This is a genomic window from Morococcus cerebrosus (assembly GCF_022749515.1).
GTDB lineage: Bacteria > Pseudomonadota > Gammaproteobacteria > Burkholderiales > Neisseriaceae > Neisseria > Neisseria cerebrosa.
Window position 1 is genome coordinate 37,996 of sequence record NZ_CP094242.1, and the last position, 22,910, is coordinate 60,905.

18 protein-coding genes and 1 pseudogene are annotated in these 22,910 nt (G+C 53.4%); 8 read left to right on the forward strand and 11 right to left on the reverse strand.

Annotation, left to right across the window (positions count from 1 at the left end; all coding sequences use genetic code 11):
* Nucleotides 1–25: 25 nt before the first annotated feature.
* From MON37_RS00175 to MON37_RS00195, 5 genes are all read right to left on the reverse strand, one after another.
* Nucleotides 26–991: an IS30 family transposase gene (locus MON37_RS00175; RefSeq protein WP_242883537.1), complete on the reverse strand. Its 966-nt coding sequence runs from the start codon at nt 989–991 to the stop codon at nt 26–28.
* Between the two features lie 115 nt (nt 992–1,106).
* On the reverse strand, nt 1,107–2,894 hold the full coding sequence (ptsP, locus tag MON37_RS00180; RefSeq protein WP_039406291.1) for a phosphoenolpyruvate--protein phosphotransferase: 1,788 nt from the start codon (nt 2,892–2,894) through the stop codon (nt 1,107–1,109).
* Entirely contained in the window at nt 2,894–3,163 is a 270-nt protein-coding gene (locus tag MON37_RS00185; protein ID WP_003755888.1) for an HPr family phosphocarrier protein, read from the reverse strand. Before MON37_RS00185 ends, ptsP begins: the two co-directional genes overlap by 1 nt.
* 47 nt (nt 3,164–3,210) lie before the next feature.
* A complete protein-coding gene (locus MON37_RS00190; RefSeq protein WP_003755891.1) occupies nt 3,211–3,648 on the reverse strand; it encodes a PTS sugar transporter subunit IIA in 438 nt (145 codons plus the stop codon).
* 130 nt (nt 3,649–3,778) lie between these two features.
* Nucleotides 3,779–4,342, reverse strand: a complete 564-nt coding sequence (locus tag MON37_RS00195; protein WP_039406296.1) for a hypoxanthine-guanine phosphoribosyltransferase — start codon at nt 4,340–4,342, stop codon at nt 3,779–3,781.
* Between the two features lie 344 nt (nt 4,343–4,686).
* Between MON37_RS00195 and pyk the strand changes: the two genes are divergently transcribed.
* A complete protein-coding gene (gene pyk, locus MON37_RS00200; RefSeq protein WP_003765311.1) occupies nt 4,687–6,159 on the forward strand; it encodes a pyruvate kinase in 1,473 nt (490 codons plus the stop codon).
* A gap of 152 nt (nt 6,160–6,311) precedes the next feature.
* On the opposite strand, the gene MON37_RS00205 is transcribed toward pyk, so the two are convergent.
* On the reverse strand, nt 6,312–6,950 hold the full coding sequence (locus MON37_RS00205; RefSeq protein ID WP_039406301.1) for a hypothetical protein: 639 nt from the start codon (nt 6,948–6,950) through the stop codon (nt 6,312–6,314).
* A gap of 222 nt (nt 6,951–7,172) precedes the next feature.
* On the opposite strand from MON37_RS00205, the gene MON37_RS00210 reads away from it, so the two are divergent.
* Nucleotides 7,173–7,700, forward strand: a complete 528-nt coding sequence (locus MON37_RS00210) for a hypothetical protein (protein ID WP_039406304.1) — start codon at nt 7,173–7,175, stop codon at nt 7,698–7,700.
* Between the two features lie 362 nt (nt 7,701–8,062).
* On the opposite strand, the gene fabF is transcribed toward MON37_RS00210, so the two are convergent.
* A complete protein-coding gene (gene fabF / locus MON37_RS00215) occupies nt 8,063–9,310 on the reverse strand; it encodes a beta-ketoacyl-ACP synthase II (RefSeq protein ID WP_039406307.1) in 1,248 nt (415 codons plus the stop codon).
* Nucleotides 9,311–9,485: 175 nt separating this feature from the next.
* Nucleotides 9,486–9,722 (reverse strand): acyl carrier protein, encoded by a 237-nt coding sequence (acpP, locus tag MON37_RS00220; RefSeq protein WP_039406310.1) that lies wholly within the window; start codon nt 9,720–9,722, stop codon nt 9,486–9,488.
* A 935-nt stretch (nt 9,723–10,657) separates the two neighbouring features.
* On the opposite strand from acpP, the gene MON37_RS00225 reads away from it, so the two are divergent.
* Nucleotides 10,658–12,109 carry a TIGR00341 family protein gene (locus tag MON37_RS00225; protein WP_039406314.1) on the forward strand — a complete coding sequence of 484 codons (1,452 nt, stop codon included), beginning with the start codon at nt 10,658–10,660 and terminating at the stop codon, nt 12,107–12,109.
* Between the two features lie 53 nt (nt 12,110–12,162).
* Here the strand turns inward: MON37_RS00225 and MON37_RS00230 are convergent, their stop codons facing one another.
* Nucleotides 12,163–14,058 carry a bifunctional chorismate-binding protein/class IV aminotransferase gene (locus MON37_RS00230; RefSeq protein ID WP_039406316.1) on the reverse strand — a complete coding sequence of 632 codons (1,896 nt, stop codon included), beginning with the start codon at nt 14,056–14,058 and terminating at the stop codon, nt 12,163–12,165.
* Between the two features lie 166 nt (nt 14,059–14,224).
* On the opposite strand from MON37_RS00230, the gene ppk2 reads away from it, so the two are divergent.
* Nucleotides 14,225–15,154, forward strand: coding sequence for a polyphosphate kinase 2 (gene ppk2, locus MON37_RS00235; RefSeq protein WP_003766403.1), 930 nt, complete (start codon nt 14,225–14,227; stop codon nt 15,152–15,154).
* Nucleotides 15,155–15,456: 302 nt separating this feature from the next.
* Here the strand turns inward: ppk2 and MON37_RS00240 are convergent, their stop codons facing one another.
* A complete protein-coding gene (locus MON37_RS00240; RefSeq protein WP_242883637.1) occupies nt 15,457–16,464 on the reverse strand; it encodes an IS5 family transposase in 1,008 nt (335 codons plus the stop codon).
* A gap of 40 nt (nt 16,465–16,504) precedes the next feature.
* Here MON37_RS00240 and MON37_RS00245 point away from each other — a divergent pair, with 40 nt between their 5' ends.
* The 4 genes and pseudogenes from MON37_RS00245 (at nt 16,505) to MON37_RS00255 (ending at nt 20,961) form a co-directional block, all read left to right on the forward strand.
* Nucleotides 16,505–17,350 (forward strand): TonB-dependent receptor domain-containing protein, encoded by an 846-nt coding sequence (locus MON37_RS00245; protein ID WP_242883701.1) that lies wholly within the window; start codon nt 16,505–16,507, stop codon nt 17,348–17,350.
* 382 nt (nt 17,351–17,732) lie between these two features.
* Entirely contained in the window at nt 17,733–19,553 is a 1,821-nt protein-coding gene (hutW, locus tag MON37_RS00250; protein WP_039409357.1) for a heme anaerobic degradation radical SAM methyltransferase ChuW/HutW, read from the forward strand.
* A 478-nt stretch (nt 19,554–20,031) separates the two neighbouring features.
* Nucleotides 20,032–20,139, forward strand: a pseudogene (locus MON37_RS12360) (IS5/IS1182 family transposase); the annotation flags it as partial.
* Between the two features lie 201 nt (nt 20,140–20,340).
* Nucleotides 20,341–20,961, forward strand: a complete 621-nt coding sequence (locus MON37_RS00255; protein WP_039409362.1) for an NAD(P)H-binding protein — start codon at nt 20,341–20,343, stop codon at nt 20,959–20,961.
* A gap of 386 nt (nt 20,962–21,347) precedes the next feature.
* Here MON37_RS00255 and MON37_RS00260 read toward each other — a convergent pair whose 3' ends face one another.
* The gene (locus MON37_RS00260; protein ID WP_009312686.1) at nt 21,348–22,628 is read right to left on the reverse strand and encodes a LysM peptidoglycan-binding domain-containing protein; all 1,281 of its coding nucleotides are present in this window, start codon (nt 22,626–22,628) and stop codon (nt 21,348–21,350) included.
* Between the last annotated feature and the right edge of the window lie 282 nt (nt 22,629–22,910).

The following is a 22,910-nucleotide window of genomic DNA, read 5'->3' on the forward strand; positions in this document are numbered from 1 at the left end:
TTGGATTCGGATTTCAAGTGCAACACTAGGGTACCAGTGGTTGGAACAGATTTAAGAATAAAACACTTGGCGTTTCGTAGCCAAGTGTTTTTCTCGGCCGGTGGTTCAACTCATCTTGAACCCTGCGTATCTCCCGATCGCTGATGTTTCGGAAATCGGTTTGTTTGGGGAAATATTGCCGGATGAGTCCATTGGTGTTCTCATTCAGCCCTTTTTCCCAAGAATGGTAAGGGCGGCAAAAATAGGTTTTCGCCTTCAATGCTTTGGCTATTTTGGTGTGTTGGTAGAACTCTTTGCCGTTATCCATGGTGATGGTGTGGACTCTGGCTTTATATGCCTTTAATACCCTAATGGCCGCCCGGGCAGTGTCTTCGGCTTTTAAGTTCTTTAATTTGCAGATGATGGTGTAGCGGGTAGTGCGTTCGACCAAGGTCAATAACGCGCTTTTCTGATTTTTGCCGACGATGGTGTCGGCCTCCCAATCGCCGATGCGGGTTTTCCGGTCGACGATAGCAGGTCGGTTCTCTATGCCGACGCGGTCGGGCACTTTGCCTCTGGTCCATGTGCTGCCGTAGCGTTTGCGGTAGGGTTTGCTGCATATTCTGAGGTGTTGCCACAAAGTGCCGCCGTTGCTTTTGTCTTGGCGAAGGTAGCGGTAAATGGTGCTGTGATGGAGTGTGATCCCGTGGTGTTTATGCAGGTAGGCACATACTTGTTCGGGACTGAGTTTGCGGCGGATAAGGGTGTCGATGTGTTGAACCAGCTGCGAATCGAGCTTATAGGGTTTTCGCCGGTGCTGTTTGGTCAGCCGGCTTTGCTTCTGTGCTTTTTCGGCGCTGTATTGCTGTCCTTGGATGCAGTGCCGCTTGATTTCGCGGCTGATGGTGCTTTTGTGGCGGTTGAGCTGTTTGGCGATTTCGGCGATGGTGCAGTGGCGGGACAGGTATTGGATATGGTATCGTTCGTCTTGGGTCAGTTGTGTGTAGCTCATGGCAATCTTTCTTGCAGGACAGGCCGTATGCTACCGCATACTGGCCTTTTTCTGTTATGGAAAGTTGCACTTCAAATGCGAATCCGCCGACCTTTTAGTTTATAGAGAACCCTGTTTACGCCTGCTCTATCGGGCTGTCTTCTTCCTGCCGCTCTTCTTCGTGTTCCGCGCTGTTGAGTAATTTCAACAGCTTTTCGGTTTTTTCCGAGTCTTCGCTGCGGAGGATTTTGGCGGTTTCGGTTTCGAGCAGGGCGGTGTTGCTGTGCAGGATGATGTTTTTGACGGGGAGCAGGTTGTTGGGGTTCATGGAGAATCGGCGCAGCCCCATACCCAGCAGCATCCGCGTGTAGGTGGTGTCGCCTGCCATTTCGCCGCATATGGAGACGCTTTTTTCCATACGGTTGGCGGTGCGGATGATGTGTTGCAGCATTTTGAGGACGGCGGGGTGGCCGGGCTGGTAGAGGTGGCTGACGCTGTCGTCGCCACGATCGACCGATAAGATGTATTGAATCAGGTCGTTGGTGCCGATGGAGATGAAATCGACGAGTTTGAGGATGCTGCCGACGGTCAGGGCGGCCGACGGGATTTCAATCATGCAGCCGACGCTGACCGTGCCGAAGGTTTCGCCGCGTTCGGTGAGCTGGCGTTGGGCGGTGTCGAGGTGGATCAGGCATTGGCGCACTTCGGACAAGGAGGTAATCATCGGCCACATCATGCGCACGGGGCCGTGAACGGCTGCGCGGAGGATAGCGCGCATTTGGGTGCGGAACATGACCGGTTCGGCGAGGCACAGGCGGATGCCGGTGAGTCCGAGCGCGGGGTTGAGGCTGCCGTTGGGGGTGGAATTTTGACCGAACCAGCGGGGATTTTTGTCCACGCCCAAATCGACGGTGCGGATGGTGATGCTTTTGCCTTTCATTTTTTTCACAATCGCGCTGTACACTTCGTACTGCTCGTCTTCGGTCGGCATGGTGTCGCGGTTGAGATAGAGGAATTCGCTGCGGAAGAGTCCGACGCCGTCTGCGCCGAAGTTGTGCAGGGCTTTGATGTCTTCGGCGGATTCGATGTTGGCGAGCAGCTCGATGTTGATGCCGTCGGCGGTGGTGGCGGCAGTTTTTTTGAGCTTGTTGAGTTCGCGCTTGTGGAGGCGGTATTCGCGGGCGAGGCGGCGGTATTCGTTGAGGACGACTTCGTCCGGATCGATGATGAGGACGCCGTTGATGCCGTCAACGATGACGGTTTCGTTTTCGGTAATGAGCCTGCGGGCGTTGTGCAGCCCGATGACGGAAGGGATGTCGAGGCTGCGGCCTAAGATGGCAGTGTGGCTGGTCGGGCCGCCGACATCGGTAACAAAGGCGGTGATGCGCTGCTCTTTAAAGAGGACGGTGTCGGCGGGGGAGAGGTCGTGGGCGATCAGGATGGTGTCTTCAAACAAGCCTTCGTTGAGGTTTAAGTCGTTGCTTTGGCCGACGAGGTTGTTGTGGATGCGGCGGACGACTTGCAGCATGTCTTGTTTGCGTTCGCGCAGGTAGTCGTCTTCGATGTTGTCGAACTGGGCGGCGAGTTTGTCGCTTTGCTGTTTCAATGCCCATTCGGCGTTGATTTTCTGTTCTTTCAAAATATCGACGGGTTCGCGCGAGAGGGTTACGTCGGTCAGCAGCATGAGGTGCAGCGAAATAAACGCGCCCAATTCGGTCGGGGCGTTTTCGGGAATCGCGCTGCGAAGCTGTTCCAACTCTTTGCGCGTGGCTTTGATGGCGGCATCGAAACGGGCGGCTTCGGCGTCGATGAGGTCGTCTGAAACGTCGTATTGCGGCACTTCCGCCGTCCCGCGCGTAATCAGGTGGGCTTGTCCGATGGCGATGCCTTTGCCCGCGGCGACACCGTGCAGCACGATACTCATTATTCGCCCTCGCCGAAGTAGTCGTTGATTAAGTCGGTCAATGCCTTCATAGCGGCGACTTCGTCCAAGCCGTCGGTTTCCAGCTCGATGATCGTGCCTTTGGCGGCGGCGAGCATCATTAAGCCCATGATACTTTTGCCATTAACGCGGCTTCCGTTTTTCGTTACCCAGACTTCGCTTTGAAACTGAGACGCGGTTTGGGTGAATTTGCTGGAAGCGCGGGCGTGGAGTCCGAGTTTGTTGATGATTTCGATTTGTTGTTTTTGCATGTTCGGCTTTCGGGTGTGCGGGGTCGTCTGAAAACGTGTCGGTCGGGTTAGACGGCTTCGGCGTGCTGTTTGCACACCAAATCTTCCGGTTCGGCGGTGATGGCGAAAATGCCTTTGACGGCGGCTTCCCTGACCGTTTCAGTAAAGGCGGCGAGGTCTTCCGCCATGGGCGAGTATTGGGTCGCTTTAATCATCATCGGCGCATTCAGTCCGGTCAGGATGGCGGATTTGCCCGCGCGAACCAGTCTGCGGGCAGCGTTGCACGGCGTCGCGCCGAAGATGTCGGTCATAATCAATACGCCGTGGTTTTCAGGAAACTCTTGCAGCGCGGCGATGGCGTTGTTGATGATGTCGTTTTGGTCTTCGTCAGGCTCTACGCCGAGGATGCGGATGTTTTCCGGCATTCCCGTGGGGAAGAAATGATGGGTCAGGCTGCGGTAGGCTTCGCCTACTGCCTCGTGGGTAATGATTAAAAGGTTGATCATAATGTGTTCCCTGATGATTTTATTCGGCCGGTGTGGGCGAAAGTATCGTCCGTTCACCCGCCACATAGCGCGATATGGTGGCACAAAGGTCGTCTGAAAAGGTTTTCAGACGACCTTTTTTAATCTTGTCTCAGCCTTGGTTGAGCGCGTAAATCTCGCCCAAATTGCGCCAGCAGCCCGCTGCATCCATACCGTAGCCGAAGACGTAGCGGTTGGGAACATCCATTCCGACATAATCCGCCTTGGTTGGTTTTTCCTTGTCGATCAACTTGTTGGCAAACACAGCCGCACGGCAGCTCGCTGCCCCCATTTCCAAAAGCTTGGATTGAATCGCCGACATCGTGTGCCCCTCGTCCAAAATATCGTCCAATACGACCACATGACGGCCCCGAATCTGCTCCGGGTCGGGCATACGTTTCCAGTTGAACGCGCCGCCCGCCAGTTTGTCGCCGTAACGGGAAACATGAACATAATCAAAGTCCAACGGAAAGCGCAACAGCGGCAGCAACTGCCCCGTAAACACCACCGCCCCGCCCATTACAGGCAGCAGGAGCGGATATTTATCCCCCAAGTCGCGCGTAATCTCGTCCGCCACTTTTTGCAGCGCGGCACGGCATTGGTCTTGGTCGAACAAAAGCTCGGCATTATCAAGCATGGCTTGGGTTTCAAGGCGTTTGGTCTTTAAATCGATCATGGTAAACAGGGAAAATCAGTTGAGAAAAAGGAAATTATAAACCCAAATCGCGCTGAGGTCGTCTGAAAGCAGGCTTTAAAGTTGCAGAAGAACAGTTTGTTTTGCCGGAATCCGTATAAGCCTGCCAAATTTAGCCTAAGTCAGAAAATTCTGTAATTTCCCACCAGTTGTTTGGCTTTAGGAGTAGAATGCCAAAATATTAATTTGTATCATGATTTACGGCTTAAGTATCTCAACGTAGGATTTTACCCTACAAATTTCAGACAACGTTTGGATGAAATTTTGTAATTTTCCAACAAAGCCGTATACCATTTATCAACGGATTGACCGAAAGGACGCTTCACATGAGTAATGCAAAACGCGATGTAACCCGCATCAGCCACAACACCAAAATCGTCGCTACGTTGGGGCCGGGCAGCAACAATGTCCAGTTGTTGGAAGACATGATCCGTGTAGGCGGTCTGAATGTCGTCCGTTTCAACTTCAGCCACGGCACGCCTGAATTCCATCAGGAAAACGCCCGCATCGTGCGTGAAGCAGCAAAACGCGCGGGACAGGAAATCGCCATCCTCGCCGACTTGCAAGGTCCAAAAATCCGTGTCGGCAAAATCGCCGGCGGCAGCATCGAATTGAACAAAGGCGAAACGCTGGTTCTTGATGCCGCACTCGAAGGCGAAGGCACGCGCGACGCGGTCGGTTTGGACTACCGCGACCTGCCTAATGATGTCGTTGCAGGCGATGTTTTGTGGTTGGACGACGGCTTGCTGACTTTGACCGTAGAATCCGTTGAAGGCAGTAAGATTGTTACTAAAGTTGAAAACAGCCATGTGTTGAAAAGCAACAAAGGCATCAATAAACGCGGCGGCGGTTTATCCGCAGGCGCGTTGACCGAGAAAGACTTCCGCGACCTGAAAACCGCGATTGCCATCGGTTGCGACTACCTCGCCATCAGCTTTGTGAAATCCGCCGAAGATTTGCACACTGCCCGCGCCAAAGTCGAAGAAGAAATGAAAGGCAGTACTGCCGTTCGCCCCGGTTTGGTTTCCAAAATCGAACGTGTGGAAGCGATTGAAAACTTGGACGAAATCATCCTCGCCAGCGACGGTATCATGGTAGCGCGCGGCGACTTGGCGGTCGAAGTCGGACACGCAGCCGTCCCCGCCCTGCAAAAACGCATGATCCGCCGCGCACGCGAGTTGCGCCGCTTCAGCATTACGGCAACCCAAATGATGGAGTCCATGATCACCAACCCCGTACCGACCCGCGCGGAAGTCAGTGACGTGGCAAACGCGGTATTGGACGGTACCGATGCGGTGATGTGTTCCGCCGAAACCGCCGTCGGCGCGTATCCGTTTGAAACCGTCAGCCAAATGGCGATTATTTGCGCCGCTGCGGAAAAAGAACAAGATTCGCTCAACGGCGTTGCCGAACAGGTCGATTATCCCGAAGCCGTCAGCACCAACTTGGCGATTGCCGGCGGCGCGGTCAGCGTGGCGCGCGCGGTTCACGCCAAAGCCATCGTCGCCCTGACCGAAAGCGGTTCGACCGCCTTCGAAGTCAGCCGCCACAACATCACCTTGCCGATTTTCGCGCTGACCCCGAGCATTTCCGCCCAACGCCGTATGGCGATGTACCGCGGCGTGCGCCCGCTGATTTTAGCGACCAGCACCGACCACGATACCGCGCTGAACGAAGTGGAAGCCATGTTGGTCGAACATAAAATCTTAAGCTCCGGCGACCAATACATCATCACCAGCGGTTCGCAAATGCGCGAATCCGGTTCGACCAATACGCTGGAAGTGTTGCGCGTTAAATAATCGACACGCAAACGGCAGATAAACAAGAGGTCGTCTGAAAACTTGGAAACGGGTTTTCAGACGACCTTTTCGCAATATGCCGTGACGTCATGCGGAATGCGGAGCGGATGGCTTGCGGGAGCGGGTTATTGCCTGATGCTCAATGCAGATGCTTAATACAGCAGTTTTTTGCGGGGTATTTCGATTGTACCGACCTGTTTCAGTAGGCTGACGTCCAAATCCGTCTGCGAGGTGCAGGCATCGCCGAAAACATTTTCACAGTCGGCGTCCACGCGGACGATTCCGCCGAATTCTCCTGCTTTGGCAAGGGTATGGATGTCGGCGAAAATACCTGCGTAAATTTCGTCTGCCGCCAGCATGTCCGCTCCTTCGGCAAATACCGGCAGCCGTGCCAGCGCGGCGGCGACAGCCGAAGCAGAAGGGTGGTCAGAAATAGCGGTGGCTTTCAGGCGGATGTTTTTCGCCATGCCTTTGCCGTGATTGCGGATAACGAAGGCAATCATGCCGGGTTTGTCTTCTACCGGACGGATGGCGGCATGCAGGACGGGGTGGACGCTTTCACGCTGTATCAGTTTTTCCCGATGCTGCATTTCGCTTTTTGCCTTGATTCTGACTGAGACGACAGCCCACGCAAGCCAAACCAGCGCGATGGCGGCAAATGCCGTGATGACAGGGGTAAGGTCGGCGAGATAGTCTTGGGGGTTAAACCAGACGCAGGCGGTTAGAAAACCGGCAAAAAACATCAAAATGTATAAAGCCGGTGCAAAACGGCTGAGGACGGATGCGTGCATAAAGATTCCTGTCGGTGGCAGAATAAGGTCGTCTGAAAGCGCTGTGCGGTATTGTCTTAAGACAATATAATTGTAACGTAAACCATATGGTTTAACACGCCCGAATAACGAACGGCATAATCGGAAGAGGGACGGCGACGCTATTGCCTCCCGCCGCCCGCTGCTTTACCATAAGCCGCTTTCGGTAAAAATGCCGCCACCACTTCCCATCACACAACTGCCATGAAAAAACTGATCACCTCGTTGCCTATTTTCATTGTTTTGGCCGACATGGTTTACGGCTTTGTCCTCAATATCTCGCAAGGGCTTAATTTGCAGCAAAGCACGCCTTCTGACGGCGGACTTGCCGTTACCCCCGACATTGCGTTCAACAGCCTGCAAATTATTGCCAACGGCGGCATGATGGTTATTATCGGCTTCGGACTGCTGACTCTGCTCCAACTTAACGGTACGGTTTTAAAACGCCGTATCCTGCCCATCGGCATTTTCCGCACGTTGGGGCTGCTGGCGGTATTGGCATTCAGCGTGCCGTCGCTGTGGGAATGGGGCAATGCGCTGATTTCCGCTGCGGCAGGGCATCCCGTGTTCAATTTCGGCAACCCGCGCTATTTGGTCAGCGCATTTTGTATGCCGCTGCTTGCCTTATTGTGTCTGAAGCGGCTGTACGATTGGTACAGGCTGCACCGGTTGCCGCAGGCGGATACAGCCGTGCCTGCCGCATCACAGGAACTGGATAGAAAGGTCGTCTGAAAATCCTTTTTCGGTTTTTCAGACGACCGGTTTTCACAGGTTTAGGGAGATAAAGAATATCGGAAAATAGCAAGGGAAAGATACTTAAACCTAATGATATATAACATGAATTTGTGAGATGAGCCCCTCTTTTCCTGATGGCGGGTCGTGCATCGGAGGCTAATCGCGAAATGCAGCGAAACGTTGCCCGCAAAAAATGTTCCAACCTATTGTCCGATTCAAGATTAGATTGATGTGTCTTCAGGCAAGGCCGATACTGCGGTTTGACTGATTTTGAAGCATTGCATTATTTAAAAAGGTCGTCTGAAAACCCTTGTTTCAGGTTTTCAGACGACCTTTTGTCTTGTTTCAAACCGCTTCCATCAGTCTTTGAAACGTTTGAACACCAGCGTACCGTTGGTGCCGCCGAAGCCGAAGGAATTGGAGATGGCAACGTCGATTTTCGCGTCGCGCGCTTCGTTGGCGCAGTAGTCCAAATCGCAGCCCGCTTCGATGTCTTGTTCGAAGATGTTGATGGTCGGCGGGGATTTTTGCTCGTGTACCGCCAACACGCTGTACAGCGCTTCCACGCCGCCTGCCGCGCCGAGCAAGTGGCCGGTCATGGATTTGGTGGAGTTGACGATGACTTTGCGGGCATGGTCGCCCAGCGCGCGTTTGAGCGCTTTGGTTTCGTTGGCATCGCCCAACGGAGTGGACGTACCGTGTGCGTTGACATAATCGACGTCTTCGGGATTCAGTCCGGCATCTTTCAACGCACGGGTAACCGCCAACGCAGGGCCTTCTTCGTTCGGAGCGGTAATGTGGTAAGCATCGGAACTCATGCCGAAACCGACGATTTCGGCGTAAATTTTCGCGCCGCGTTTTTTGGCGTGTTCCAATTCTTCCAACACCAACACGCCCGCACCTTCGCCGATAACGAAGCCGTCGCGGCCTTTGTCCCACGGACGGGAAGCGGTGGCGGGATCGTCGTTGCGGGTAGAGAGGGCTTTCATCGCAGCAAAGCCGCCCACGCCCAAAGTGCTGATCGCGCCTTCGGCACCGCCTGCAATCATCACGTCCGCGTCGCCGTATTTAATCAGTCGGGCGGAGTCGCCGATGGAGTGCGCGCCGGTGGTACAGGCGGAAACCATGCCGTAGCTGGGGCCGCGGTAGCCTTTGAGGATGGTAACGTGGCCCGCAATCAGGTTGATCAACGAACCGGGGATAAAGAAAGGATTGATTTTACGCGCGCCGCCTTCGATAACGGCTTTACCGGTGGCTTCGATGCTGGGCAGGCCGCCGATGCCGGAGCCGATGTTCACGCCGACGCGGTCTTTATTGAGGCTTTCCAATTCGTCCAAACCGGCATCGCTGATGGCTTGCAGCGCGGCGGCGATGCCGTAGTGGATGAACACGTCCATGCGGCGGGCTTCTTTGGCGCTGATGTATTGGCCGATGTCGAAGTCGCGCACTTCGCCGGCGATTTGGCTGTTGATGTCGGATGCGTCAAAGCGGGTAATCCGGCCGATGCCGCTTTTGCCTGCGAGCAGGTTGCTCCATGCGGTGGCGACGTCGTTGCCGACCGGTGATACTTGGCCGAGGCCTGTGATGACTACTCTTCTCTGACTCATGATAATCTCGCTGTTGGTTTTCGGTAGGATGCGGCAAGATGCCGTCTGAAAATGATAATAGCGGTTCGGAATCGGATTCCTGGCGGCTATTATAACGGATTTTGCCCCACATATATAAGGTAACAGCCTCTATTGCGCTAACGCAGCAGAGGCTGGGGATGTTTGGTGCGGCCGATTAGCCGTTGTGGGCGTTGATGTAGTCGATAGCCAGTTGTACGGTAGTGATTTTTTCGGCTTCTTCATCGGGGATTTCGCAACCGAAAGCTTCTTCCAAAGCCATAACCAATTCTACGGTGTCCAAAGAATCTGCACCCAGGTCGTCTTGGAAGGAAGATTCATTTTTGACTTCGGCTTCGCTTACGCCCAGTTGTTCAGCAACAATTTTCTTAACTTGTTGTTCGATGTTTGACATATCAGTCGTTCCTTTTGCCTTGCGGCGGGTTGTTTAAGAGAAATAAATTCGTCGGTATTGTACCGAGTTCGGATAGAGTTTTCCATCTAAACCTGCATTCTAACACAGATTATTCTGGAAAAACCTGTTGTTGTGCATATTAGCATAGCCTGATTTTAACCTACAAGCGGGAATTTGTTTTTCTTTGGTATCAATAAGTTAATAAGCGGAAAGGTCGTCTGAAAACTGATTTCCCCGTTTCAGACGACCTTTTTATGAGATTAATGGGGGCTTGGAAGTTAATGAGTAGCGTGGGCCTCGTCCGCAAGCCTGTTGTCCACAATTTGAATTTAGCGGTTATTCTTGCATTTATATCGTGGGTAGAACCCACGCTACTCGTTGTTGCAACGGAACTTGTCCCTTCCCCCGTCCGGCGGGGGAAGGTTGGGATTGGGGTGGCTTTTGGAGTTTAGGTCAAATCAAATTCGTACAGTCCGCAGAGCCACCCTCTCCCCAGCCCTCTCACGCGAGACGGGAGAGGGGGCGGGTTGCAGGCAAAAATAAGGTCGTCTGAAAACTTTGGGATTTGGGTGTTAGGGAAACACGTTCACGTTCATTTTCAGACGACCTTTTATTCAATCAAGGCAGATTTGGGATAACCCAAGTAGCGTGGGCTTTGCCCACGAAATCCACCATCCAACAACTAAATCCGACAACAGTCACATAGACTTTCATTTTGGCATTCATCTCGTGGGTAAAGCCCACGTTACGGCTTGCTGTAACGGCAACTTTGCCCTTCCTTCATCTAACGGAGGAAATTTGCGTACGTATGCTAATATATTGCGAGAATTGTGCCTGTCAGATTTAGCCGTAATGGCAAGGCATTATTTCATTACTCAAAAATTCTCTATGAATTAGATATTTAAAATAAAATATTAAAATTTTAGGATACGCACATGCAAGATCAGGAAGAAAGTAAAAATCAGGAAATACAAGAAAAGCAGGAACAAGAAGACAAGGGTGCCATGACCAAGTTGCAAGATGTGTTCAATCTTGCGCATGACCAAGCTCATCCCGATAAGATCGATGCCACTATCCGTACCAATACTCGGGTGTCCGGAACGAATATGTGGGTATTGATGTTTGCCATTGCTGTGGCGAGTATCGGTCTAAATGTAAACAGCACGGCGGTAGTGATCGGAGCGATGTTGATTTCCCCGTTGATGGGGCCGATCGTCGGTATGGGTTACGGTTTGGCGGTGGGCGATACTGCGCTGATCCGCCAAGCGGTGCGCAATATTATGGTATTCGTCGCCATCAGTTTGGTTACTGCTACACTGTATTTTCTATTAACCCCGCTTAAAGAGGCGCAAAGCGAGCTTTTGGCGCGTACTCAGCCGACCCTTTGGGATGTGTTGATTGCCTTCTTCGGCGGTAGTGCGGGCATTGTGGCGCTGACCCGAAAAGAAGGAGGCAATGCCATACCGGGTGTGGCGATTGCGACCGCATTGATGCCGCCCCTGTGTACTGCGGGCTACGGACTGGCACATGGCAACTGGCAATATTTTTTCGGCGCTTCATATCTTTTTGCCATCAACTGCGTGTTCATAGCTTTTTCGACCTTGTTGTTTTCCAAACTGCTCAAGCTGCCGCGCAGGGGGTTGGTAACGGAATCCAAACGCCGGTTGCAAAGTATCATGATTACTGTTGTCGTGTTGGCTGTGATGATTCCGAGCGGCTATATGGCATCAGGACTGGTGCGCCAGGAACTGTTCAACACAAAAGCCAATGCCGCGATCACCGCCGCGCAGCAGCAGGAAAGTTTTTTTGTTCTTCGTAAGGTATTGAACTACAAGGAAAATAAAGTCGGTCTGATTGTCAACGGAACGGGTAATGCCGAGAAAATCATCGCCCTGTTGGAAAAAAGCCTTAATGCGTCGGGGGTAAAAGAGCCGGAGGTGAACGTGGTTTATGCGGGAGGGGATGGTGCCAAAATCGAAGAATTGCTGGCAAGCCGAAACAATCCGGTTCAGCAGCAAAATGAACTGAAAGAGCAGCAGGCCTATATCGATACCGTGCTTGCGGGCAAAACTGCCGATACCGCCGGTGCTGACGATGCAGCGGTACTCAAGGAATTAAAAGCCCAATATCCGGAAGCGGAAAAAATCGTTGTCGGACGCGGCTTGGTTTGGGAGAAAGCGCAAACAGAGCCTGTTTCCGAGCAGCCTGAAAGCGGCAAAAATACTAAATCGAAAACAGGCGAACATGACGATATTGTCGTGGTTTTGCTCGAATTTAAGGAGTCTTTGCCTGCCAAAGACCGCGAACGCTTACAGGCGTGGTTGAACCAGCGTTATGAGGGTAAGGCCGTGCGCATGTTTGTGAACACTCAAGTTTCAGACATATAACCCGTTTCACGAATACTCCGCCTGTCGGCTTTATCCGTTTTCAGGAAATAATTTTATTCTTTAACGACCAAATCCGCCTCAAACATGCCCCTTAAGGCGTTGGAGAGGCGGATTTCTTCGGCGTGTTCCAGCATGTCGCGGGTGATGTGCGTTTCGATGACTGCGTCCGCGCCCAAGTAGGTTTGCGGCTGTTGCAACACGGCTTGGCGCATGACGCCGTTGAGGATGTCCAAATCCAGAGACGGGGTAAGCCATTGCCCTTGGTATTTGACGAATACGTTGCTTCTGCCGCCTTCGAGCAGGAGGCCGTCTGAATTGAAAAACAGGCTGTCGAACGCGCCTTGTGTTTCGGCGGTTTGCCATGCTTGGTCGTAGAGGGCGCGGCGGGTGGTTTTGAAGCGGCGCAGGTAGTCGCGGCGCGGGAGGGGTTGCGGGGCGGGGATGACACGCTGCGGGGCGGGCAGTTCGGCGGTGGCGGCATGGCTGAGGATGAGGCCGTCTGAAACGAGTTCGGCTTTCAGGCGGAAGAGGCCGTCGGGCAAGTTGGCGATGTATTGCCGGATTCGGGTTTCGCAGTCGTCGGGCAGGGGCAGGTTGAGGGCTTGGGCGGAGGTTTTCAGACGACCTAAATGCAGGTCGAGCAGGCGGCATTGCCTGTTTTCTACGCGCATGGTTTCGAAGATGCCGAAGGCGGGGCGCAATTCGTTGAGGAAACGGGCTTTCCAGCCGCATTCCCGATATTCGGCGGCGGGGTCGCTGTCGATGACGATGCCGGAACCGACGCCGTACACCCCTTGATAGAGTGGATGAACTTGAAACCGGTACGGCGTTTCCCTGCCTTGCCGTGTCTGCGGCTTCGTCGCCTTGTCCTGATTTAAATTTAATCCACTATCTAGGTCGTCTGAAACTGAGTTAGAAACGGGTTTGAGCAGCAAGGTGCGGATGACGACGTTGAATATGCCTTCAAATCCCAGTCCACCTTCACATGGATTCAGGTAGCCGATGCTGCCGGTGTACAGGCCGCGCGGTTCGGCTTCGAGCGATTCGATAATCTGCATACTCATGCGTTTGGGGGCACCGGTGATGCTGCCGCAGGGGAAGGCGGCGCGGAGGATGTCGGCGGCGGTAATGTGCGGCAGGGCTTGGGCTTGGATGGTGCTGGTCATCTGCCAGACGCTGCCGAAACGGGATACTTTAAACGGCTCGGGTACGCATACTTTACCGGTTTGGGCGATTTTGCCGAGGTCGTTGCGCAACAAATCGACAATCATCACGTTTTCAGCGCGGTTTTTCGGGTCGGCTTGCAACTCAGCGGCGCGGCGTTCGTCTTGCCCGTCGCCCAAAATCGGCGCGGTGCCTTTCATCGGTTCGGTGCTGATGGTGCCGTCCGCACCGATTTTGAGGAAGAGTTCGGGCGAGAAACACAGTGTCCACGCGGATTTCCCTGCCGCATCGGGCAGGTGGGACAAGACGGCATAGGGGACGGGTTGGCGCAGGCGGCGATAGAGGCTGACGGGGTTGCCGTAGGCTTGCAGGTGCAGGCGGGTGGTGTAGTTGATTTGATAGGTGTCGCCGCGCCGGATGGCTTCGTGGATTTGGCGGATGTGATCGAGGTAATCGGCTTCGGATACGGAGGATTGCGGCGTGGAAATACCGGCGGGGAGGTCGTCTGAATTTTGGGCAAGCCAGCTTTCGGCATCGATGTCGGCGCAGTCGGCAAACCAGTGCAGGGCAAGATTGCCGCCGCGTTCGGACTCAATCCCCATCAGCGGCAAACCGAATTCGTAGTCTGCAAACAACACAGCATGCAGCCCTTTTTGCCAGCCCTTTTGCAGCGTATCGTCCAGCGAATCCAGTTCGTTATGATGGAAAAGGTGGCTTTCCACATGATTTTGATAGAGTTTTGCGCGGCCGCTTACGGCATCGTCAAACAGGGCGAAATAGGGCATGGCTGTGGTGCAAATAGCCTGATTATACGCTGTTTTTACACAAATTAGCAGACCGCGCCGAAAAAAATGGCGCAGTGTAATTTTATGTAGTCCGCTGAGGGGCAAAGGAGTAGAATCAAACCATACCACACCATATCATTTCAAACTTAATCAATAAGGAGACCCTATGGCAGATCATCAGTTAGAACCGTTCGAAAACGTTGAATTGGGCGAAAAGCAAGACCAGTTGCAAGTTTTCGAAAAAGCCGTTTTGGAACACGAAGGACGCGGTACGGACGAAGATTCCGGCAGCGCACCGCTTCCCGCCAATTACCCCTACAAACAACGTATGCGCCGCGCCGCATACGAAAAAGAAAAACAAAAGCTGCAAATCGAATTGCTGAAAGTGCAAAGCTGGGTCAAAGACTCTGGCCAACGCATCGTCAGCCTGTTTGAAGGCCGCGACGCCGCAGGCAAGGGCGGTACCATCAAACGCTTTATGGAACATTTGAACCCGCGCGGCGCGCGCGTCGTCGCACTGGAAAAACCGACTACCACCGAACGCGGCCAATGGTATTTCCAACGCTACATCCAAAACCTGCCGACCGCGGGCGAAATGGTCTTCTTCGACCGCTCATGGTACAACCGCGCCGGCGTAGAGCGCGTGATGGGTTTCTGCGAACCCAACGAATACCTGCTCTTCATGCGCCAAACCCCTGAATTGGAACGTATGCTCGTCGCCAGCGGCATCCACCTCTTCAAATTCTGGTTCTCCGTATCCCGCGAAGAACAACTGCGCCGCTTCATCTCCCGTCGCGACGACCCCCTGAAACACTGGAAACTTTCCCCCGTGGACATCCAGTCGCTCGACCGTTGGGACGACTACACCGAAGCCAAAAACGCCATGTTCTTCCACACCCACACCGGCGACGCGCCTTGGGTCATCATCCGTTCCGACGACAAAAAACGCGCCCGCCTCAACTGTATCCGCTATTTCCTGCATCAGTTGGACTACCCGGGCAAAGACGTGAAAGCCATCGGCAAAGTGGACGAAAAAATCGTCCTCGTCCCCGATACGCGCTACAAAGAGAAAACCGTCGATATCGGTCATGACTGATTGAGCGGTCAGCCGTTTGAGCAGTAAAAAGGTCGTCTGAAAACCTGAAATATAGGTTTTCAGACGACCTTTTGTCGTGTGGTAAAGGTCTTGGATACGGGTTGTCCTAAAAGACAGGCTGACCACCGAAACCGACCAAGCCTGAGACCTTTGCAAAATTCCTTTTCCCCCGACAACCGAAACCCCAAACACAGGTTTTCGGCTGTTTTCGGCTGTTTCCGCCCCCAATCACTCCTTAATTCTACCCAAATACCCCCTTAATCCTCCCCGGATACCCGATAATCAGGCATCCGGGCCGCCTTTTAGGCTGCAACAGGCACACTTAGCCTGTTGGCCGCTTTCAACAGGTTCAAACACATCGCCTTCAGATGGCTTTGCGCACTCACTTTGAGCAGACCAAAATAGGCTGCCCGGGCGTAGCGGAATTTACGGTGCAGCGTACCGAAGCTTTGTTCGACCACATAACGGGTCTTCGACAAATATCGGTTGCGTTTGGTTTGCGCTTCCGTCAGCGGACGGTTGCGGCAGGCTTTGCGCATAATGCCGTCTAACAACTGATGCTCTTTCAGATGTTGCCGGTTTTCCTTGCTGTCGTAGCCTTTGTCGGCATAGACGGTCGTACCTTCGGCAATGCCTTCCAACAAAGGGGACAGATGGTTGCACTCATGGGTATTGGCAGGAGTGATGTGCAGTTTCTCGATATAGCCTTCCTCATCGGTACGGGTATGTTGTTTGTAACCGAGTTTGTAGAGGCCGTTTTTCTTTGTCCAACGGGCATCTTTGTCCTTACTCGGTGTGGTTTGGCCGCTGACTTGTCCTTCCTCGTCGACTTCTATGGCCTGACGCTGTTTGCTGCCGGCGGTCTGAATAATGGTGGCGTCAATGACGGCGGCGGATGCTTTCTCTACTTTTAGGTTTTTTTCGGTCAGTTGGCGGTTAATCAGTTCCAGCAATTCGGACAGGGTGTCGTCTTGCGCCAGCCAGTTGCGGTAGCGGCATAAGGTGCTGTAATCGGGGATGCTCAGTTCGTCAAAACGGCAAAATAGGTTGAAATCGATGCGGGTGATGAGACTGTGTTCGAGTTCGGGATCGGAGAGGCTGTGCCATTGTCCGAGCAGGACGGCTTTGAACATGGACAACAGTGGATAGGCGGGACGGCCGCGGTGGTCTCGAAGGTAACGGGCTCTTTGACGATTCAGGTATTGTTCGATCGGTTGCCAATCAATCACCTGATCCAACTTCAATAATGGGAAGCGGTCGATGTGTTTGGCGATCATGGCTTGTGCGGTTTGCCGGAAGAAGGTGCTCATGGGAAATCCCCTAAATGTCTTGATGGGAATTTAGGGGATTTTGGGGAATTTTGCAAAGGTCTCAGCCTATCTCAACGCCAATCCCGACGGCACGGCAACCCGCTTCAACGATTCCGCGCTCACGCCCAGCCTGCGCCTAAGCGTACCGATGGGAGAACAGTTCACCGGTTTCGCCACCTATTCACAAGGCTTCCGCACGCCGCCGTTTGACAGCGCGACCATGGCGTTTGCCAACACGACCTACGGCTATGCCGTCATCCCGAATGCGAATCTCAAATCCGAACGCTCCAACAGCTTCGAATTGGGCATGAAGTTCAAAAACGAACGCGCCCGCGCGCAAGTTACCGCGTTCTACAACCGTTATCGAAACTTCATCGACCGCACTGAAGTCGGCACCGCCTCCATAGGCGGCCGCCCGATTATCCAGTACCAATATCAAAATCTGGATAGGGTCAAAACCTACGGCGCGGAAGCCTCCGCCGCCTACAAATTCCTGCCGGGCTGGCAGGTTTCCGGCAGCATCGCTTGGATGCGCGGCAAGCAGCAAGACGGCACGCCGCTGGACTCCGCCTACCCGCTAAACGGCGTTTTGGGATTAGACTACGCACAAGAAAAATGGGGCGTCGATACCAAACTGCGCTGGTCGAAAAAACACAGCCGCGTCAGCAGCGACAGTGTTTTCCAAGCGCCGGGCTACGGCGTATGGGATGTCGGCGCGTGGTACAAGCCGTCTAAAAACGTCGAAATCGGCGCGAACATTTACAACATCGGCAACAAAAAATACTGGCAACACGCAGACGTCGCCGGCATGAGCCGCTCAAGCGTGATGGACTTGTACACCGAAACCGGCCGCAATTTCGCCGCCCGCGTGCAGCTTAAGTTTTAACATGAACCCAAGAGGTCGTCTGAAAACAAGCCATGAGTTGAATGCCTCATCACTAAGGCCAAAAGCAAACCAAACCTTTGATTTTTCAGACGACCTCAAGCTATTCCACCAATATAGTGGATTAACTAAATCAGGACAAGGCGACGAAGCCGCAGACAGTACAGATAGCACGGAACCGATTCACTTGGTGCTTCAGCACCTTAGAGAATCGTTCTCTTTGAGCTAAGGCGAGGCAACGCCGTACTGGTTTAAAGTTAATTCACTATATTTATTCACCTGCCGACACTGTTCATGTTCCGTTTTCCCGCTCCATCATCCTTGACACTGCCTGATGACAGTGATTTAATTTCCTAATATGATTAATAATCATTTTTAATCAAATATGGAAAAGCAGATCGTTTGGACACCGCGCCAATCCGCGCCCAAAGCCTTTCCCGAACGGCAGGCTCTGATGCCGATATGGGGTGGCATACCGATTCCCCGTCCGCAATGGCAAAATATTTGGCGGCAGAAGCTCCCCCATGCCGCCGATTCCGACGCGCTCGCCTATCTGCACATTCCCTTCTGCGCCAACCACTGCGTGTTCTGCGGCTTCTACCGCAACGCATGGAAAGAGAGTTACAGCAGCGTTTACACCGACAAAATCATCGAAGAAATGGCGGCGGAAGCCGAAATCCGTCAGGGCAACGGCAAAATCCGCGCCGTCTATTTCGGCGGCGGCACGCCCACCGCGCTGCAAACCCCGGACCTCGCCAGACTCATCCGTGCCTGTTACCAATACCTGCCGATTGCCGACGACTGCGAGTTCACCATCGAAGGCCGCATGAGCCATTTCGACATCGAAAAAGCCCGAGCCTGCATCGAAGCGGGCGCTAACCGCATTTCCATCGGCGTGCAAACTTTCGACACCGCCATCCGCCGCCGCCTCGGCCGCAAACACGGCGGCGACGAAGCCTTTGCCTATCTGGAAAAATTGTGTGAAATCAATGCTGTTATCGTTGTCGATTTGATGTTCGGCCTGCCCAACCAAACCGACGCCGTTTGGAAAAACGACCTCGAACGCGCCACCGCCCTGCCTTTGTCCGGACTCGACACCTACGCCTTCAACCTCTATCCCATGCTGCCCATCAACCGCATGGTGGAAAAAGGCGCATTTCCCGCCCCACCCGGTTTCGACGTTCAGGCCGACCAATACGCCTACGCCGTCGAAACACTGGCGCAAAAAGGCTGGAACCAAGTCAGCAACAGCCATTTCGCCTATCCCGGCCGCGGCGAACGCAACCGCTACAACACGCTGGTCAAATCCAATATCCCTTGCTGGGCGTTCGGCTCCGGCGCAGGTGGCAACCTCGGCGGCTTCAGCTATCAGGTGCAGGGCGATTTGGATAGCTACCTCGCCACGCCGACAGGCGAAAAAAACATCGCCTTCATGAGCGGCCACAGCCCGAACAAAACCCTGCTCGGACAAGTGCAGCACGACATGGAAACAGGTCGTCTGAATCCCTCGCTGTTTGACGGCAACGCCGCCGCGCAGAAACTGATTGCCCAATGGCAGGCAATGCAGCTCTTTGAAGAACAAGGTTCAGACGGCCTCATCCGCCTGAACACCAGCGGCCGCTACTGGTCGCCTACTCTCATCCGCAAACTCATGCTCACCCTTCCGACCCAAGAAAAGGATCAAACCATGCAAAAACTTTCATCCGAACAACAAATCATGTTGCGCCAATCATTGGAAAAAAATCCCGGCCAAGTGCTCGAAATGCTTGCCGCGCAAAACCAATGCAATTTTGAAGACGTCATCCGCTGCCTGCCCGAAAACTGCATCCGCCAAACCGAAGGCAGCCGCATCGTCGAAATCCTCCAAGCCGTCGCCGCTTGGGACGAAGCCGTCACCTTCATCGCCCACACCCCCGACGCCATCGTCGAAGTTATCGGCAAACTGCCCGGCGGCAAAGTCGGCCGTGGCTTCTACAACTTCGACCACCCCGAAACCGACGGCGGCGTACACGGTCATATCTATTACGAAAACTGCGCTGCCATCTACCTTTTGGAACGCCCGTTTATGGGCAAAGCCACCTGTTCGCTCAACTTCATCAACCGCAACGGCGGCGCCATGTTCAAAATCTTCGTCGGCCGCGACGAAGCAGGCGAACTGAAACAACACCAAATCGAAGCCATGAGAAAACTGTTTGATGCGGCTTAAACAGGTTTCAGACGACCTTTGCCTGAAGCCGATAGAAATTGCCGCATTCCTGCACAAACAAAATCTTTCGGCATCGTAAATAGCCGATGAAATTCGACAGGCTGCCTGCAAGATTGGCGTTTGCCACAAAGTAAGCTCGCGCTTACCGCCCTCTCCCTAACCCTCTCCCACGGGGAGAGGGGATAGAGGATACTGAAATCCAACCATTTTTGGCTTCTCTGCCACTTGGAGTTTACCCGCCACCCCATCCCCTCTCCCCGTGGGAGAGGGCTAGGGAGAGGGCAAAGCACAAACCAGTAAGTCAATTCCGCGGGCAAAACCCATGCTACGACTGAAATCCAACCATTTTTGGCTTCTCTGTCGCTTGGATTCTCCCTACCAACCCATCCCCTCTCCCCGTGGGAGAGGGTCAGGGAGAGGGCACGACCCCAAACCGGTAAGTTAATTCCGCAGACAAAACCCATGCTACGGCTATTGTTATAGTGGATTAAATTTAAATCAGGACAAGGCGACGAAGCCGCAGACAGTACAGATAGTACGGCAAGGCGAGGTAACGCCGTACTGGTTTAAAGTTAATCCACTATATAAAACTCGTTTTGCCTGTTTTTCAGACAATCTCAGTTCTGTCGCAAGAGAAAACCGAAAAAAGGCAGCGTGGGCTTTGCCCACGACCACGCAGCATCAAACACAACAAAGTCGTCTGAAAATCAACCAGCCTGTCCCAACCACTCAACAAAGTAAACAGATTATTGAACCCCTAACCATCCAACACACAAAGGAGCTCCCCATGCAACTCATCTTCGGTGCCAACGGCTCGTCCGGCCGCGCGTTCATCAGCACACTCACCCATCCTGCCGACACCGTCGCCGTATTAAGAAAGCCGCCTGAAGACTCGTTCTTTAGCGAACACCGCATTCAGACGGCCACCGCCGACGCGCTCGATGCCGACGCGCTCGACAAAGTGTTCGCACAATACCGCCCCGACAGCGTCATCAGCTTCGTTGGCGGCAAAAACGAACAAGGTATACGCAGCGACGCACTGGGCAACATCAACATCATTGCCGCCACCCAGGCTACCAACCCGCAAGCCCGTTTCATCCTGATTACCAGCATGGGCTGCGGCGAACAATGGGACATGATGAGCGAACCCTTCAAACAAGCCCTCGGCGAAGCCGTCCGCGCCAAAACCGAAGCCGAAATCTACCTCAAACAAAGCAGCCTGAACTGGACCATCCTCCGCCCCTGCGGATTGGACAACAGCGAAGACAACCGCCACATCCTGACCGACCACCCCGACGGCATCCCTAAAAACTACATGAGCCGAAACGGACTCGCCGCCGCCGTCGCCGCCGTCCTGCAAGACCCCGAAAGCATCGGTAAGGTTTACACCGTCGGTTCAGGCAGTTAACACAGCGCCCATAGCCAAACAGGTCGTCTGAAAAGGTTTCAGACGACCTGTTTGGCGCATGACTGATTCGATAGGTAACAATATATCCGCTTATGACTTGGTAGAGATGAGCGGCAGAAGTTTATCGGCACATTCAAGAAACAAGTTATCTTGAGGATAAAGCGGATTGGGCAGATAGAGCGGGCGATAGCAAGAAATATCGACATTGTCATTCCCGCGCGGGCGGATATTTGGAGGTTTGAGATTACGGCAATCTTCATAATTTTTTGAAAAACTCAGGATCAGACTCACGCTGATTAGGAATGACGGTACGGCGTTGCTTATTCAAATTTTTATAAAAAACGTCGTCTGAAATTTTCAGACGACGTTTTGTTGTCGGCAATCGATCAATATTTATTGATATTGCTGTGGATATTGTATTGGTTGTGTTCCGTATCGTGGGAATCTTGCGGCTCGTTGCGGACGTGCGGTTTGTCGTCAGACATGTTGTCCAAGTCGCGGCCGGGTTCGGATACGGTGTCGCCGATGTTGATGCTGGTCAGGTTTTCCAAAATGATGGCGGACGAGAGATGTTCGCCGGTGCGGTATACCATGGCCAATGCGGTTTCTTCGGCAGGGATGGAAACATATTTAACGATGTTCTTACGGCCTTTTTTGCCTTCTTCCAAATCGACTTTCACTTGGCGGTCGCGTTTGTAAATGCTCAAGACCGTGCCTTTGTCCAAGCCGTCGGCGGAACCTTTGTTCAGGGTAACGGTTTGGAATTGTCCGGCTTCGTGTACGCCGTCGAGGATGGAGATGACTTTACCGTCGATGTGTTGCGTCGGCGCGTGCGGCATGATTTGGAAAGGCTCGGTTTCGCCGTCCATTTTCAGCAGGAAATCGCCTTTGCGGATTTCGGAAACGGCTTCTTCCACAATCATAGGCTGCGCGGTTTGGGTCGGCACTTTCGCCAGCGGGTGCAGGCGGGTGTAGTATTCGCCGTCTTTCAGGTATTTGCGGTCTTCGTCAGAAGCAGAGTCCAGCGCGCTGTTGGTGTAGGGCAGGGTGCTGACGATACCGCTGAAGACGACTTCTTGACCGAGGTATTTACGGGTATCGGGATCGGTCAGGTCTTTGACGGCGCGGTAAACCAGATAGCGGCCGGGTTCGGTAACCCCGTAGGCGTACACGCGTTCGCCTTTGCTGTACATGATGCGGTTGTCAGGACCGTCGATCAGGCGCGGTGCGTCTTGGGTCTTCATTTGGTCGATGAACTGCGGATGTTGCATGAACATGCGGTAGAAGTTCACGTTGACGGTTTGGATGCCGTAGCCTGAAGAGGTTTCGCGGACGCGCGGGCTGAGTTTGATGACCGGAATGCCGTCATTGCCTGCGGAGCCGTTTTCGAAGCCCAGTTGCGGGCGGCCGTTGACGTAGCGCAAAACCAACACCTGACCCGGATAAATCAGATGCGGATTGCGGATTTCGCCGCGGTTTGCGCCCCAAAGGCGGTTCCACTGCCACGGGCTGTACAGATATTTGCCGGAGATGCCCCAGAGTGTGTCGCCGTTTTTCACGACGTAGCGTTGCGGCGCATCGGGGCGCACTTTTAATGAAGCTGCTTGAGCGTGGGCGGAAATTGCCATGCCCGCGACACAAAGCAGGGTTATAATACGTTGTTGCATAACCGTTCCCCTTGAAATTGATTCGGTTTGTCTTTAAATGATAAACGGAGAAAATGAAATGGCCGGGAGTTTGCAAAAAAACCGCCGTCCCCCTTTAAAAAACGTCAATAGGCGTTTCGTGCGCATTGAACAGAAATTCATTGACGCATATTTTATCATTGAATGTTAGTGTCATCACGGGAATTGTGAAGACAGGCGCAAAATTTGTATGAAAACACACACAATCTGCTGCCGGACGCGTTTGAATGCGCGTCCCAAGTATTGAAAAACGAAGAGAAAATT

Coding starts and splice junctions, on each gene's coding strand:
- hutW (WP_039409357.1), top strand. CDS start 17,733: ATGGAAAAGCAGATCGTTTGGACACCGCGCCAATCCGCGCCCAAAGCC.
- acpP (WP_039406310.1), bottom strand. CDS start 9,722: ATGTCAAACATCGAACAACAAGTTAAGAAAATTGTTGCTGAACAACTG.
- MON37_RS00190 (WP_003755891.1), bottom strand. CDS start 3,648: ATGATCAACCTTTTAATCATTACCCACGAGGCAGTAGGCGAAGCCTAC.
- MON37_RS00260 (WP_009312686.1), bottom strand. CDS start 22,628: ATGCAACAACGTATTATAACCCTGCTTTGTGTCGCGGGCATGGCAATT.
- MON37_RS00230 (WP_039406316.1), bottom strand. CDS start 14,058: ATGCCCTATTTCGCCCTGTTTGACGATGCCGTAAGCGGCCGCGCAAAA.
- MON37_RS00255 (WP_039409362.1), top strand. CDS start 20,341: ATGCAACTCATCTTCGGTGCCAACGGCTCGTCCGGCCGCGCGTTCATC.
- pyk (WP_003765311.1), top strand. CDS start 4,687: ATGAGTAATGCAAAACGCGATGTAACCCGCATCAGCCACAACACCAAA.
- ppk2 (WP_003766403.1), top strand. CDS start 14,225: ATGGCAGATCATCAGTTAGAACCGTTCGAAAACGTTGAATTGGGCGAA.
- MON37_RS00210 (WP_039406304.1), top strand. CDS start 7,173: ATGAAAAAACTGATCACCTCGTTGCCTATTTTCATTGTTTTGGCCGAC.
- MON37_RS00175 (WP_242883537.1), bottom strand. CDS start 991: ATGAGCTACACACAACTGACCCAAGACGAACGATACCATATCCAATAC.
- fabF (WP_039406307.1), bottom strand. CDS start 9,310: ATGAGTCAGAGAAGAGTAGTCATCACAGGCCTCGGCCAAGTATCACCG.
- MON37_RS00225 (WP_039406314.1), top strand. CDS start 10,658: ATGCAAGATCAGGAAGAAAGTAAAAATCAGGAAATACAAGAAAAGCAG.
- MON37_RS00185 (WP_003755888.1), bottom strand. CDS start 3,163: ATGCAAAAACAACAAATCGAAATCATCAACAAACTCGGACTCCACGCC.
- ptsP (WP_039406291.1), bottom strand. CDS start 2,894: ATGAGTATCGTGCTGCACGGTGTCGCCGCGGGCAAAGGCATCGCCATC.
- MON37_RS00240 (WP_242883637.1), bottom strand. CDS start 16,464: ATGAGCACCTTCTTCCGGCAAACCGCACAAGCCATGATCGCCAAACAC.
- MON37_RS00195 (WP_039406296.1), bottom strand. CDS start 4,342: ATGATCGATTTAAAGACCAAACGCCTTGAAACCCAAGCCATGCTTGAT.
- MON37_RS00205 (WP_039406301.1), bottom strand. CDS start 6,950: ATGCACGCATCCGTCCTCAGCCGTTTTGCACCGGCTTTATACATTTTG.